General features: G+C 62.7%; 12 protein-coding genes and 1 tRNA gene. 7 read left to right on the top strand and 6 right to left on the bottom strand.

Going from position 1 to position 14,590, the window contains the following annotated elements; genetic code table 11:
* Window positions 1-839: 839 nt before the first annotated feature.
* The 6 genes from CDV49_RS05505 to CDV49_RS05475 all read left to right on the top strand — a co-directional run bounded on the left by CDV49_RS05505 (window position 840) and on the right by CDV49_RS05475 (window position 9,101).
* A tRNA-Thr gene (locus CDV49_RS05505) sits at window positions 840-915 on the top strand.
* 998 nt (window positions 916-1,913) lie between these two features.
* The gene (locus CDV49_RS05500; RefSeq protein WP_088214569.1) at window positions 1,914-4,079 is read left to right on the top strand and encodes an esterase-like activity of phytase family protein; all 2,166 of its coding nucleotides are present in this window, start codon (window positions 1,914-1,916) and stop codon (window positions 4,077-4,079) included.
* A gap of 400 nt (window positions 4,080-4,479) precedes the next feature.
* Window positions 4,480-4,875, top strand: a complete 396-nt coding sequence (locus CDV49_RS05490) for a (R)-mandelonitrile lyase (protein WP_088214567.1) — start codon at window positions 4,480-4,482, stop codon at window positions 4,873-4,875.
* A gap of 15 nt (window positions 4,876-4,890) precedes the next feature.
* Window positions 4,891-5,913, top strand: coding sequence for a zinc-dependent alcohol dehydrogenase family protein (locus tag CDV49_RS05485; RefSeq protein ID WP_088214566.1), 1,023 nt, complete (start codon window positions 4,891-4,893; stop codon window positions 5,911-5,913).
* A gap of 776 nt (window positions 5,914-6,689) precedes the next feature.
* Complete coding sequence (locus CDV49_RS05480; RefSeq protein WP_088214565.1) at window positions 6,690-7,739, top strand: lipoate--protein ligase family protein; 1,050 nt, start codon at window positions 6,690-6,692, stop codon at window positions 7,737-7,739.
* A 330-nt stretch (window positions 7,740-8,069) separates the two neighbouring features.
* Window positions 8,070-9,101: an HWE histidine kinase domain-containing protein gene (locus CDV49_RS05475; RefSeq protein ID WP_256947254.1), complete on the top strand. Its 1,032-nt coding sequence runs from the start codon at window positions 8,070-8,072 to the stop codon at window positions 9,099-9,101.
* Between the two features lie 388 nt (window positions 9,102-9,489).
* On the opposite strand, the gene CDV49_RS05465 is transcribed toward CDV49_RS05475, so the two are convergent.
* The 6 genes from CDV49_RS05465 to CDV49_RS05440 form a co-directional block, all read right to left on the bottom strand.
* The gene (locus tag CDV49_RS05465; RefSeq protein ID WP_088214562.1) at window positions 9,490-10,251 is read right to left on the bottom strand and encodes a DUF4394 domain-containing protein; all 762 of its coding nucleotides are present in this window, start codon (window positions 10,249-10,251) and stop codon (window positions 9,490-9,492) included.
* 110 nt (window positions 10,252-10,361) lie between these two features.
* Window positions 10,362-10,919 carry a fasciclin domain-containing protein gene (locus tag CDV49_RS05460; protein WP_088214561.1) on the bottom strand — a complete coding sequence of 186 codons (558 nt, stop codon included), beginning with the start codon at window positions 10,917-10,919 and terminating at the stop codon, window positions 10,362-10,364.
* Between the two features lie 120 nt (window positions 10,920-11,039).
* Entirely contained in the window at window positions 11,040-11,744 is a 705-nt protein-coding gene (locus CDV49_RS05455; RefSeq protein ID WP_179209125.1) for an anti-sigma factor, read from the bottom strand.
* Window positions 11,741-12,295 carry a sigma-70 family RNA polymerase sigma factor gene (locus CDV49_RS05450; RefSeq protein WP_088214713.1) on the bottom strand — a complete coding sequence of 185 codons (555 nt, stop codon included), beginning with the start codon at window positions 12,293-12,295 and terminating at the stop codon, window positions 11,741-11,743. The genes CDV49_RS05455 and CDV49_RS05450 overlap by 4 nt, the downstream gene beginning before the upstream one ends.
* 507 nt (window positions 12,296-12,802) lie before the next feature.
* On the bottom strand, window positions 12,803-13,270 hold the full coding sequence (locus CDV49_RS05445) for an SRPBCC family protein (protein WP_088214560.1): 468 nt from the start codon (window positions 13,268-13,270) through the stop codon (window positions 12,803-12,805).
* Between the two features lies 1 nt (window position 13,271).
* Window positions 13,272-13,586 (bottom strand): ArsR/SmtB family transcription factor, encoded by a 315-nt coding sequence (locus tag CDV49_RS05440; protein ID WP_088214559.1) that lies wholly within the window; start codon window positions 13,584-13,586, stop codon window positions 13,272-13,274.
* Between the two features lie 780 nt (window positions 13,587-14,366).
* Between CDV49_RS05440 and CDV49_RS05435 the strand changes: the two genes are divergently transcribed.
* A complete protein-coding gene (locus tag CDV49_RS05435; RefSeq protein ID WP_088214558.1) occupies window positions 14,367-14,588 on the top strand; it encodes a hypothetical protein in 222 nt (73 codons plus the stop codon).
* Window positions 14,589-14,590 lie beyond the last annotated feature (2 nt).

The following is a 14,590-nucleotide window of genomic DNA, read 5'->3' as shown; positions in this document are numbered from 1 at the left end:
GTAATGGCACGGCATTCGCCGGAATCATGATCAGATAGCAGGATTCCGTCGGCCACTGAGCGGAGGTTCACTGCTCTTGGCTTACCGATGCGCAATGGGCTTGGATCTAGCCGTTGTCGCGCACTGATATGCACTGCAAACCGCGTCTAGAATGATCGCTGGATGCCGAGCGGTATCGTTCATGCTAGTTTGCAGCGGCAGCCCGTGGGCTCATTGCGCTGACGTCCAAAGCGCTGAAAAGACGCGCTTCGTCCGCGGGTCGTTTCAATGTTAGGGGGAGATGCGCCGTGCCAGTCGTTGCAGCCCTTCCGAAGCGGCGGCAGGAACAGTCTTTGCGTTCTCCCCGGGTCGCGCTTGGGAGACAAACATGCACGCATCCAGAGGCGCCGGCACGGCTTGCAGGTCTTCCTGCGAGATAGGCGGATCGAGTTCCACTCCAGCAGCGTCGAAAACCGATCAGATAATCACTGTGAACAAGAGAGCCACCCTATTCGCCGGCATTATGAAGGCGGGCAGGTCTGGGGCTAAAATCCCTTATCAACACCGCAGACACCAACGGCATCGCACCCAGCCTACCTCAAGGCCACACTCGAAGTCATCGCCACCGGTGATCAAAACCGGATCAGCAGCGCGGGCACGGCGGCCCTTCCTCCCTCTTAAGAGGGAAACCCTTCTTCAATCTCGCCGGAAAACTCTACGGCCTCACTTCATTGTCCCTAGTCAAACTGTCCAAATCAACTGCGTACAATCTGCAAAGAGAGAGTCACACTCTGGACAAGAACGGATTGAACCTGAGGAAGCGGAGTGCTACGAGGAAGCGCTTAAACCGGAGACGGTACGCCGCGTTAGCTCAGTTGGTAGAGCAACCGCCTTGTAAGCGGTAGGTCGTCCGTTCAAGTCGGACACGCGGCACCAGTCGCCGGCTCCTCGTCAATGCGGCATAACCCTGCACTTTTTGGCGTTTTTGCTATCTCTTTCACCCGATTCCCCGCAATCGTCTGGAACAATGCTAGATCTTTGGTCGTCATGCATTCTTGCCGGACTTTACCGCCGTTAGCGGTTGACTATTTCCAGAACGCACATGGCATTCGCCCCGGCTTCAGGAGCAGCCCTGGGCCGGCGCAAAGTCAGATCATGCCGCATTCCTCCAGGGAAAAAATGACCGGTCCCTCACCGAAGGTAGGCGGAGAGCAATCCCTTCCTGCGCAGTCCAAATCGAATCCAGGTTTGGTATAGCTATTTGCTTTTTCTACTAAATTCTTGGTACTCACTGGGCTCACGCGCCGTCGTATTCGATGAGTTCGGGGGGTGGACTACTCGGATCGCTGGCCATGTCCCGAGCAGAGCAAGAAATTTCTCGAAGTCTCGCCTACCAGCGGATCGACGAACTCCGCGGGTGACATTTTGCTGGAGCGGGGCGCAAGGGGCATCGTATCTCGCGGCTCCTGCTGCGCAAAAAGCTCGAGGGATTCATCATTTGAATCCCTAATAAGAACCGGCGGCGGGTCACATGGAGCACCCCTCACACACGTCAAGTTAAACCTGCTTCGGCAAGGGACAGCCCAGCCGTCGAGCGATGTGCATAAGGGACCGGTAGAGATTCCGGTCCCTACTATAATGATCTGCCTTCCGTGACGTAAACGCACCGCCACTCTTGCAGTCGACCGGCTCGCACCCCAATTCATGCAAACGGGCGCTAGAACCGCCCGATGTGTTTCCCAGGACTCATCCTCCTCCCCGAGTCCAGGAAAAGCGCGGCGACCCTCTCCTCCTCCCTGGGGTCGCCGCCACCTCCCCCTCCAGAGACGATCCGTAGCCGCCCGGCCTTCGCGCGACATGGAATATTCATCTGACCGTTACGGAACTGCGACGAAACTCCGCCACTGCTCGCGCCGATCAATCACGGAGTTCCCATGTCCGCCCGTCTGCTCTCCGCCGCCTCGGTGCTGGCGCTCATATCGGCTCCGGCGCTCGCCGACAGCTTCAACCGCATCTCGACATTCCCGGTCATCGCCAACATGGCCGACGGGGAAGATGTGTCGCGCGCCTCCTCGGCGGAGATCATCTCTGTATCGGAGGATGGCAACCGGCTGATCTATACGGACAGCCCGCTCGGCGTGCTGGGTCTCATCGATATCACCGACCCGCGCGCGCCGAGGCCGCTTGGAAATGTCGCGCTGAACGGGGAGCCGACGACCGCGCACATTATCGGTGACCGCGCGGTCGTCGCGGTCAATACCTCCGAAAGCTACACGCGGCCTTCCGGGCGGCTCGTGACAGTGGATATCGCCTCTGCGAAGGAGATCGCTTCCTGCGATATCGGCGGCCAGCCGGATTCCGTCGCCGTCGCGCCCGACGGCAATTTCGTCGCCATCGCGGTGGAGAATGAGCGGGATGAAGATGCCGGCGATGGCGCTCTTCCCCAGATGCCGGCGGGGTTCGTGTTGAAACTGCCGCTCAACGGCGGCGCGGTCGATTGCGCGCGGTTGCAGCGCATCGAACTCACCGGCCTCGCCGCGATCGGACGCGAAGACCCGGAGCCGGAGTTTGTCGATATCAACGCGGCGGGCGAGATCGTCGTGACGCTGCAGGAAAACAACCATATCGTCGTGATCGGGGCAGATGGCAGGGTCGCCTCCCATTTCTCCGCGGGCGAGGTGGTGCTCAACGGGGTCGATACGAAAACGGACGGGCGCCTCTCCTTCACCGAGACGACTGCGCCGCTCCGGCGGGAGCCCGACGGGGTGAAGTGGATCGACGCGGATCACTTCGCCATCGCGAACGAAGGCGACTGGAAAGGCGGCAGCCGCGGCTTCAGCATCTTCCGCAAGGACGGTACCCTGATCCATGATTCAGGCACTTCGCTGGAGCGGGCCATCGCGGAGATCGGCCACTATCCAGAGAAGCGTTCGCGCGCCAAGGGGGTGGAGATCGAGAGCGTGGATTTTGCCCGCTACGGCGACACGCCCTATCTTTTCGTGGTATCGGAACGCGCCTCCATCGTCGCGGTCTATGAGCTGAGGGATCTGGCACAGCCGAAACTCGTGCAGCTTCTGCCCTCCGGCATCAGCCCGGAGGGCGTGGTCGCCATTCCCGCCCGCAATCTGCTGGTCACCGCGAACGAGGCCGATCTGGGCGAGGACGGCGGCGCCCGCGCCCATGTGATGCTCTATGAACTCTCCGATGCAGCGCCGGCCTATCCGATGCTCACCTCCGCCGGGGCGGATGACCTGATCGGCTGGGGTGCTCTGGGTGCGCTCGCCGGGGTGGACGGGAAGCCCGGCCATCTGGTTGCGGCATCCGACAGCGTCTATTTCGCCGCACCTGCGCTTTATGAGATCGACGCGACCGTCACGCCCGCGCGGATCACCAACCGCATCACCGTCACCCGCAATGGCGATCCGGCACAGAAGCTGGATATCGAAGGGATTACCCCGGACGGCAACGGCGGCTACTGGCTGGCCAACGAGGGTGACCCGGCGAAACTCGTGCCCCACGCCATCCTGAACGTGAATGCAAAGGGGGAGATCAAGAAGGAAATATCCCTGCCCCTGAACCTTCTGCCGCATCAGACGCGGTTCGGCGCGGAAGGGATCGCGCGCATCGGCAACACGCTGTGGCTCGCCATGCAGCGGGAATGGGGCGACGACGCGAAGGGCGAGGTCAAGCTTCTCGCCTATGATCTCGACAACGGCGAATGGGGCGCGGTGCGCTATCCGCTGGAGAAGAAGGGCGCAGGCTGGGTCGGGCTGTCGGAGATTGCCGTGCACGGCGACCACGCCTACGTGATCGAGCGCGACAACCTGATCGGCGACAAGGCGAAGCTGAAGAAGATCTTCCGCATCCCGCTGACGGATCTGAAACCCGCCAAGATCGGTGACGCTCTGCCGCTCGTGACCAAGGAGGAAGTGCGCGACCTGATCCCGGAACTGCGGAAGCTGACCAACGGCTATGTGGTGGACAAGGTGGAAGGTCTGGCCTTCGACGCGGCGGGGGATGCCTATATCGTCACCGACAACGATGGAGTGGACGACAGCTCGGGCGAGACGCTGTTCTGGAAGATCGGCGAGCTGCGCTGACATGACCCTACGGCCAGGGAGGCGGATTATCCGCCTTCCGATACGGTCCGCGGCGGGGATACGCCCCACCCCATTCCCGTGAAGATATCGACGAACCGGGCTTCGATCGGGATCGCGACATGCACGGCGGGACACGTAGTCATCAGCCGGTTGGCGACCGGCATTTCGTAAGGGCCGGTTCTGATGCGGATGACCGAGGGTGTCATCGGACCCCGCCGGTTTCTCCTCGCTACCGTCAGTGGCGGGACGCAGGTATCGACCAGCCCTGCCACTTCGGTTGTCCCGCTTGGATCGGGGACGGAACAGGTGGTTCGCGTCAGGTGGCGTATGTCGCAAAACTCCTAAAACCCTGCCCAACAGTATTTCGCATCGCATCGCATCGCATCGCATCGATACCGCCATGGAAATCTTTCGAGCGGGGGCGAGGCCCTCCGCCGTGGGGCCGGCAGACTGGTTTACCGGCAAGGTCCGTATCGACCCGCTGTTCAACCCCACTGCCCCGGAGCGTGTTCAGGGCGCGCATGTGACCTTTGATCCGGGTGCCCGCACCGCCTGGCATACCCATCCGCTCGGACAGACGCTCATCGTCACCTTCGGGCGAGGGCGGGTGCAGCGGGAGGGAGAACCGGTCGAGGAGATCCGCCCGGGCGATGTCGTCTGGTTCGCGCCGGGGGAGCGCCACTGGCACGGGGCCTCCCCCGATACCGGCATGAGCCATATCGCCGTTCAGGAGGTAAAGAACGGCGAGGTGGTCACCTGGATGGAACAGGTCACCGACGCCCAATACAATACCTGACGAAAGGATAGCGTCATGTATGCCACCGTTATGCACGGGCCCGGCGACGTTCGCTACGAACATGTCGAGGATCCGGAGATCGTCAAACCCACGGATGCGATCATCAAGCTGTCGGCCACCTGCATCTGCGGCTCCGACCTCTGGCCTTATCGCGGGTTGCAGCCGCAGGCCGCGCCAGTCCACATGGGACACGAATATTGCGGCATCGTCGTCGAGGTGGGGTCCGAAGTCCGCACGATCAGACCGGGCCAGTTCGTCGTCGGCAGCTTCTGCCTGTCGGACAATACCTGCCCGCACTGCCGCTTCGGCTTCCAGTCATCGTGCCAGCAACGGGAGTTCATGACCGGAGCACAAGCGCCCTACGCCCGTGTGCCGCTTGCGGACGGATCGCTCGTCGCAACCACCGAGATCCCCGACACGGGAATGATCCCGGACATGCTGGCAGCATCAGACGTGCTGGGAACCGGTTGGTATGGCGCAGTAGCCGCCAATGTGCGCGAGGGTAGCACGGTCGTCGTCGTGGGCGACGGGGCGGTCGGCCTGATGGGGGTCATGGCGGCGCACCAGCTTGGCGCTGAACGGATCATCGCCATGAGCCGACACGAGGGCCGCGCGAAACTTGCCCGGGAGTTCGGGGCGACCGACATCGTGGCAGCGCGCGGAGAGGATGGCATCCAGCGCATCATGGAGCTGACCGATGGCATCGGCGCCGAGTCGGTGATCGAAGCCGTTGGAACGCAGCAATCCATGCAGCAGGCCATGGGTGTATGCCGCCCCGGCGGCTCCATCGGATATGTCGGCGTGCCGCATGGCGTGAGTTTCGATGGCCAACAGCTGTTCTTGTGGCAGCAGCGCATGCTGGGCGGCCCCGCCCCCGTCAGGCGGTTCCTTCCTGACCTGATGGAACGTGTGCTCCAGAGCAGGATCCAGCCCGGCAAGGTCTTTGACCTGATCCTTCCCATCGCGGAGATCGCCGAAGGCTACAGGACTATGGATGAACGCCGCGCAATCAAGACAATGCTGCAGCTTGCGGAGTAGTCTCTCCCCCTGCTCCGGGGACCTCGCGGCCTAAGACAGCGGGCAGCCGGAACCGGCGCCGTACCGGTCCCGGACGATCGAAATCAAGGATTGATGACTTCCCGCATATCTCCCGCAAGGGTCTCAAGGAAGACCAACGCCCACAGGTCTATGCCACGACGGCGTGGCGGAGCGCTGGATCAGCGCACGGACGGACTGAGTTGTCCCTGCATTGTGCATGACCTGCGAGCGTCGCATCCGCGCGCTCGAGGATACAACATACCAAGCGCATCCCGCCGTCTGGGAAGCTGCTGCCGCGCGCGCAGAACTCGGGGGAGGTCGATCGCTCGGTGTCAGCCGTGGCCGCATCCACGCGTGCGAGCACAGAACTTTCCGCTTCGCCGCTCAGCATGCCGTAGCCCAGCGGCTTCCGCGCGCGCGGACACAATGCAGGATGCTTTGGGGCTGGGCGAAGTGACGTCTGAACTCACCCGCTTCCGTGCGTTCGAGGACAAAACGGAGGATTGCCGTCCTGCCGTGGCAGCCTTTGACGCCGCTTTCCCGCGCGCGCGCAGCATGCGCCATCTCGCGTACAGATTCCCTGAGGAAGCGTCAGGGGTCGCACCGCCACGGAGGCGGTTGATCCCAGGTAGTATGCCTCCACCGCTCGCATTGCCGGCGCACGGACAGGCAGCGCCCGGCAGCGGCCAACTTTGACGCTGTACCCTCCGTCCTGACGGACATAACACGTGCCATCACCGTTCCCGTTGGGCGCGGCGCAAGGAAAGGGCTTCTGCATGCATGGCGAATACAAGGTTCCCGGCGGGAAACTGGTGGTTGCGGATCTTGAAGTGCGCGAGGGTCGCTTGGCCGATCTGCGGATATCGGGCGATTTCTTTCTCGAGCCGACTGAAGCGCTTGATGACATCACAAGGTCGCTGACCGGTCTTGCTGCGGATACTCCACCGGAGCACCTGGCCATGGCCATAAGGGACAATCTCCGTCCGGGGGCGGCTCTTGTCGGGTTTACCGCCGAGTCCGTTGCAATCGCCGTCCGCCGGGCGTTGGGACTTGCCAAGTCCTGGCACGACTTCGAATGGGAAATTCTCGATACCGGCCCGACCGCACCAGCGCTGCATCTGGCGCTGGACGATGTGCTCGCGCGGGAGGTGGCGGCAGGGCGCAGGCGACCGGCGCTGCGGATCTGGCACTGGGACCGGCCCGCGATCATCATCGGCAATTTCCAGTCGCTCTCCAACGAGGTGGACATGGCAGCGGCGGACCGGCTTGGGGTCACGGTGGTGCGCCGCGTCACCGGGGGCGGCGCGATGTTCGTTGAGCCGGGGGCGGCGCTGACCTACTCGCTCTATGCTCCGGGCGAACTGGTGGACGGCATGGATTTCGCCGCCTCCTACGCGTTTCTTGACCAATGGGTGCTGAAAACACTGAATGCCCTGGGGATCGAAGCGAGCTACAAGCCGCTGAACGACATCACCTCGCCGAAGGGCAAGATCGGCGGCGCGGCGCAGAAGCGCTATGCCGGGGGTTCTGTGCTGCACCATGTCACGATGGCCTACGATATGGACGCGGACAAGATGATGGCGCTGCTGCGGATCGGCCGGGAGAAAATCTCCGACAAGGGCATCGCTTCGGCCGGCAAACGGGTCGATCCGGTGCGCAGCCAGACCGGTTTGAGCCAGGAGGCCGTGCTGGCGCGGATGCTGGAGACCTTCTCCAGCCTTTACGGGGCCCGTTCCGGCACCGTCAGCCCTGATGAAATGGCCGAAGCGCAGAAACTTGCCCGCGAGAAGTTCGAAGACCCGGCCTGGACGGCACATCTGCCGTAAGCCCTCGTGATGGGTCATGGACAGAGGACATGCCTTCGCCGCGCTGCACAGTGAGGCTCGGGCCCGTGGCGAGCAGTGTTCTCGACCGCGCTCAGGAAGGGTTCGGACCGCAACGGCGGCGGATGAGCTTCCTTGCGCCGAAGTCTTTACACAAGCCGAAGGCATCATGCGCTGTTCACGTCGCCGCTTGTGAAAGTGTCGGCATGAGACTACTTCTCGGAAATTCCGTAAGATCCGGTCGCCATCCTCGACAGCTTTGAAAGCGCTCCCAGAATGCCTGATCGGTATCCATTTCTCGATCTCTCCACTGCTATGGGACGCAAGGTCGCCATGCACGACTGGAGCAGCACCCCGCTCGGACCGATCGAAACGTGGCCGGCGGTCCTTCGAACGACGGTCAGCCTCGTTATACGTTCCGGCTTTGCAAAGTGCCTGTGCTGGGGACCGGAGCACATCGCGATCTACAACGACGCTTTCGTTCCGATCCTCGGCGAAAAGGGGGACTGCATCGGCCTCCCCTTCTCAGTGATCTGGGCGGAAGCATGGGCAAATATCGGCCCGATTGCGGAAAAAGCGATGTCCGGCCAATCCACCTTTATCGTGGATTATCCGCTCGAAGTATCCCGTCACGCCGGGCGCATGGAGGAAGCGTTCTTCACCTTCTCCTACAGCCCCGTGGTTGATGAGACCGGCAAGGTCTGCGGATTCATGGACACCGTGGTAGAGACCACCGACAAGGTCCGGTTCGAGAGAGGCGCGGACTTGCGCAATCGTGAACTGATCCATCGCATGAAGAATTCCTATGCGCTGGTGCGCGCCGTAGTGAACCAGACCGCCCGCACCTCGCTCACCAAGGAGGATCTGCATAAGAAGCTGATCGAACGTCTGGATGCGATGGGACAAGCGCAGGACATCCTGTCCCTGCGCAAAAACAGTCAGGCGTCGGTTCGCGATATCGTCAGGCATGCGGTCGCCCGTTTCAATCAGGACGCGGAAGCGCGCGTCTCGGCCTCCGGCCCGGAGGTGCTTCTGAATGACGAAAGAACCTTCGCCCTTACGCTGGCCCTGCATGAGCTCGGCACCAATGCGACCAAATACGGGGCCTTGTCGGTGGACGCGGGAAAGATCGTCGTGGAGTGGACCTTTGGGCCCGATGATCAATCGTTTCATTTCGTCTGGAAGGAGATCGATGGACCACCCGTTGCCTCCCCTGCGACGAAAGGTTTTGGCACCTTCCTGATCCGCCAGGTCCTAGCCGCGGAGTTTGAGGGAGACGTGGAGCTCGACTATGGGGAAAAGGGTCTGATCTGCACCATGCGCTCCCCAAATTTCGGCCTGCTCCAGTCCAGCAGCGATAGCTGACCCATGCGGGTGACAGTGATCGTCGGAGCGCGTGCCATAACCAGACCCCTATATCTGACGCGCGTGGCGGACGCGAGGAGCGGTTGACGCGGCGCCGATCTCACGTCCGTCAGGATGAATGCCCGCGCCCGCCGACGCCGCGCCCAACAGGCTGCTGAAAGGCTTTTTGGCCTATGTTGGAGCGGAAATCGTTCGCCATCTGACGACACCGGAAATCCATATATATCCGGGCGTTTCCGGGCCGATTTCCGTTTTCCGGCACATAGGCATGACACTTCAGGACTTTTCAGCAGCCTGCTAAGCATCCCACCCTGGTTGCAGCCCGGAGGCGTCGTCCCCGGACCGCAGCACGAACCGGACCGGCAGCACCTGCCACAGTGCGGGCGAGCTACGTTGCGGGAAGGATCGCGATGTCGCGGAGGCTAATCCCGTCGATCTTGCCCATCTCGGTTGTCCTGCCGCTTTCCAGATCGACCGAATGGAAGCCGTCCTTCACCACCAGCCAGGCTGCGTTGCCGCCCTTGCCGTCCGATGCGATGTCGAACCCCGCTTCGGCCGGTTTCACGCCGATCTCGCCCAACGCATTCAGCTTGCCGTCATTCGGCGGATCCTGCAGGACAAGCCAGCCGGCCGCACCGTCTATGTTGAAAAGCTGGGTCTTCTCTGTCCCGGCGTGGGAATTGGTGTAGGCGCCCGCGATGATGTTCGGAGCCGTGCCGTCTTCATAAGCGTGACTGCCATCTGCCACCACCTCGCCGGTTTCCACAGTGACGCGCAGGTTCGTGCCATCGCTGCCCATGACGCGCAGCTTGTCTGCGACCGGATTGAAATCAACCGTGGCCGTGGCACCTCGGGGGAGCATGACCGCCAGCGTGCTGACCTTGGTGGCAAGACCGGTCATGGGGTCGATGGTGGCGAGGGTGCCATCGGCAAAGACGCCATAGAGCCTGCCGTCCGCCGGGCGCACATCGATGCCCAACACCCGCCCCTCGACACCGGTGACGGTCACGCCGCCGGTGCGGACCCAGCTGTCGGTATCGAGCCGGTGCAGCTCATTTTCACCCGACAGGCCGACTACCGTGCCCGCCATGACAGGGGCTGCGAGAGATGACAGCAGCAGTGCAGCCGTCACCGATTTGATCGCGCTCATGAGAAAATTCCTTCTTTGGTTGGATTTTGCCAGAAGACCCGGCGACAACGGGCCATGCCCGTGCGGGAGGGAAAGACCGCGCGGGACATGGCCCGGGCTGCACCGGAGGATCAGCTCTTCGGCAACAGAACCTTGTCGATGACGTGAATGACGCCGTTCGACTGCACGACATCGGCGATGGTGACATGGGCCACGCCGCCGTTTTCATCGGTCAGGGTAACCATGCCATCCTTGACCGCGGCCGTGATCTTGCAGCCGCCCAGCGTTTCGATCACATGCTTGCCGCCGTCGTCAGCCACCATCTTCTGTACATCGGCTGCCATGGCGTTGGCGCCGACGACGTGGCACGTCAGGACCTGGACCAGCATTTCCTTGTTTTCGGGCTTCATCAGCGTCTCGACGGTGCCGGCGGGCAGGGCCTCGAATGCGGCATTGGTCGGGGCGAAAACGGTGAATGGCCCTTTGCCCTGCAGCGTCTCGACCAGCCCTGCTGCCTTCACGGCGGCCACCAGCGTGGTGTGATCGGCCGAGTTCATCGCGTTCTGGACGATGTTCTTGTCGGCAAACATGGCGGCGCCGCCGACCATGGGATTGTTCGCCGCCAGCGCGGCCCCGGCAGTTGCCAGCGCGAAACAGCCTGCGACGAGCACTTTGGTAGAGGTCTTCATCTGACTTCCTCCCAGAAATGTCAGCCCGGTGATCGGGGGACGGAAGAAGTCACGAAGGCGGGCGTGGGAAAGTTTCAGCCACCCGTGATTTTTTGGTGCGCGGCCGGAATTTCTGGGGGGTCAGATGTCGAGCAGATCGCCTACGGCAACAACCGGCCCCGTCGGCTGACCGGTGGGCGAACCACCCGGCGGCTCCAGGCTGATCGCCATATGAGCAGCACTGGTCATCAGCGCCCGGTTCCGGCCGGTGACCTCCACCCTCGTGGATACGCCTGCCGGGATCACGCCAAGTGAAACCGGGGCTTCCGCACCGCGCGCGATCCACAACTGGAAGTCGCGCCCCTCGACCGGCTCACCCGCCATATGCGCAAGGCTAACGCTGCCGGTGGCGGAATCGTAAAGCACAAGATACGTGACGCCGCTTCCCTCGGCCGTCAGCGAGGCGGCGAGGCGGTCCGTGGGTGGCGCCGTGCGGATCAGGGGTAGCGCCGAAGCGAGGAGGAAGGCGACCGTCGCTGCCCCGGCCAGACCGCGCCATAAGCCAAGACTGCCCCACAAACCCGGTTTCGCCGGGAGGGTGCCGAACAGCCGCACATCCAGCGCGCGTTTGACCGCAGGCGAAAGGTCCACAGGGACAAAGCCCTCGGATATGGGGGACAGTCGCTCCTCCCAGTCCGCGACGAGCCGGGCGAAGGCCGCATCGGTTTCAACCCGGCGCGCAAGCATGTCCTGCTCGGCATCCGGCAGCACCCTCAGCACGAATTCCGCGGCAAGGATATCGTCGCCGCCTTCGGAGAGGTCATGATCCGGTCCGGTGTCGCTCATCTTTGCAGACACTCCTTCAGCCGCATCAGGCTGCGCCTGAGCCAGGTCCGCATCGTGTTCAGCGGCACATCGTGGTGGGCCGCCAGATCGGCGTAGCTGCGCCCCTCCAGATAGGCAGCACACACAGCTTCGGCATGGCCCGCCTCAAGCTCGTCAAGGCAACCATCAAGCTGTCGGCGCTGCCCGGAGGCAACCGCCCGAGCTTCCGGCCCGGGCGCAGGGTCGCTGATTTCGAGTGCGGCGTCTTCAAGATCGGAGGCCGCCTCGCGCCGCTTCCGTAGCCGATCAATGGCCTGGTTCCGGGCGACGGCGATCAGCCATGTCATCGGGCTTTGCCCGGTTACGGCAAACCTGTCCGCCTTCAGCCATATCTTGATGAACACCTCCTGCAAGACTTCTTCGGCCTCTGCCCTGTCCTTCAACACACGCAGGCAGGTGCCGAAAAGTTTCGCAGAGGTGGCGCCATAGAGGCCATCGAACGCCAGCCGGTCTCGGAGCGCTACCCTGAGGATCAGTTCCCCGATCTCACTGCGGGTGCTGTCAGAAGTCATCCGTGCTCCAACCTATGCGCTGACCCAGAATGCGATGCAGCCGTGGCCCACGCAAGGGACTGGAACGCGCGGAACCGAAATCCCGACCCGAGCGGTGCCGAAGCTCGGTTCCCCCACCGGCTACGGAAATGTATCTTCATGCCGTTCGGATGATTCGTGGCTGAATTTCCCATGGAGCGCTTTGGTGAACTCGCCTCCATCGACGGTGCGGGCAGCTTCGCGCGATGAAAGCATACCGCTTGGCGACCCAAATAACAGATGATCGGACAAGCGTTTCCGCCGAACTGGAACGCTGCCCTTTCGGGGTGCCGATGCCGCTTGGACCATGCGCATGGCCGGAACTGCGGGAGGACGGGCGCGGAGAATCACCGCTGATTGTCAGGGCCGCATCTGGTCTTTCCTGCGTCATGACCCGCGATGCGTATCTGCGGGGAGCGGCCCGAGCTGTTTGACCTGCCTGAGCACTCGTCCGCAGATTGCCCCACCGTCGTCCTCCACCGTCGCGGATCAGGCCGTCGTGACTGGCTCGGCGAAGACATCCATAGCCTGACCCGTCTCCAGGAAGGACTTCAAGCTCGACAGGACGATGGGCCAGCCCTTGCTGATGCCGTTCAGCATGCCGCTGCCGGGGATCAGACCATCATGCGTGACGGTCAGCCGCACCATGTCGTCATATGGCTGCAGCTCGAAGGTCACGCGGCTGTAGGCGGCCGGATCCTCTGCCTGCGAGGCATTCGCCCAGGTGATCACCAGGCGCCGGGGAGGCGCGTGCTCCACCACCTTGCCCACCAGGTCAACCGTTCGTCCGGCATCCGTACGGACATGTTGCCAGCGGGCGCCGGGCGTCCAGTCGGAGATGTTCTCATGCCCCCAGTAGACCCGCGCCATCTCGGGCCGGGTGATCGCCTCGAACACCGTCTCGGGTGTCGCGCGGATGTAGGTGACATATTGGAATGTCGCGTTTTGGCCGGTCATGTCAGTCTCCTTCGAGTTCCTGTTTCAGGTCATGAAGCAGCCGCAGCCGTTCATGTTCGAACTTGCGGACCCAGCGTTCGTAGATGTCGTGCAGAGGCACGGGGTTGAGGAAATGCAGCTTCTCCCGGCCCCGCCGAACCGTGCCGATTAGGTTGGCGGCCTCGAGGATTTCCAGATGCTGCGTTGCCGATTGGCGGGTCATATCCAGCCCCTCGCAGAGCTGGCCAAGGCTTTGGCCGTTCTTCTCATACAGCAGATCAAGCAGCTTCCTGCGGCTCGGATCGGCCAGCGCCTTGAAGACCCTGTCGGCATCCATCCGGTTCCCTCGCTCAGTTCGCTCTTTGGCGGGCTGCTGAAAAGTTCTGAAGTCTCATGCCTATGCTCTGGAAATCGAAACCTGCCCCGGAATGTTTCGAATGTGCAGCTTCCGGCGAACGATTTCCGCTCCCGTGCAGACTCGAAAGCCCTTTTGGCAGTCTGTTGGTCGAACTCTCGCCCGCACTCTTGTTCCGGGGTCGCGCTTTTCCCGCGACGGCTAACTTCATCATGAAGCCTGCCGCCCCTCGTCACCCGCCCTGATGCTCCCTGCAGGAGCAGCCTCGGGCGACTGTCAGCAATCGTGCCCGCGCTGGGTCGTCACCTTGTCGCATGGTCAGCACATGGGAGACAGCGTCAGCCGTGGGGGGCGTCAGTCCGGTCGGATGATCGCTTCCCCGACCATGCAGGAACATATATGCAGGTATTTACCTGCATGTCAACTGAAAATGGAAGGAAGTGCAGCCGGAAACCGTTCTGCTGGAGGAAGCGCTGCCGCGGCACGATACGGCAATTCCACAAGCATTGCCGCAGACACCGCACGCCTCGCCTGTCCGGCGCAATGGATGTTCGTTCCCCGCGCGGCCATCGCCGGATTCTTTCCCCCCGCAAAGCTATATCGTGGCAAGCCCCACCCTGACCCCGCAGGAGCGAGCCATGGCAGGCCGACCGAATTGCGATGACACGCACCACGAACCCATGATCTTGGCGTCGCTGTCGCTGGCCGGAGCACCTGCGGGCTGGTGGAGGCGCGGAGCGGGCGGAGTTTCACCCATATCGCATGCGCCATGACCTGGCGCCGGTCGCGGCTCTATCCCCGACTGGAGAGTTGAGCCGGGATTTCATGTGGCACGGCACGGTCAGCATGGCATTGGACCAGCCCCCGTCCATCCGGCGGCTGAACGACGGGCTGTGGGTGCTGTCCAGTGATCGCGACCACAGCCGCACTCTCCGTCGCCTTGCGCGCAAGATGGAATCGGCGTCGCAGGGCATGTGCTACTAGCC

The organism is Haematobacter genomosp. 1, from assembly GCF_002196855.1.
GTDB lineage: Bacteria > Pseudomonadota > Alphaproteobacteria > Rhodobacterales > Rhodobacteraceae > Haematobacter.
Note: the sequence above shows the minus strand (reverse complement) of the source record. Positions and strands in the feature narration are given on the sequence as shown.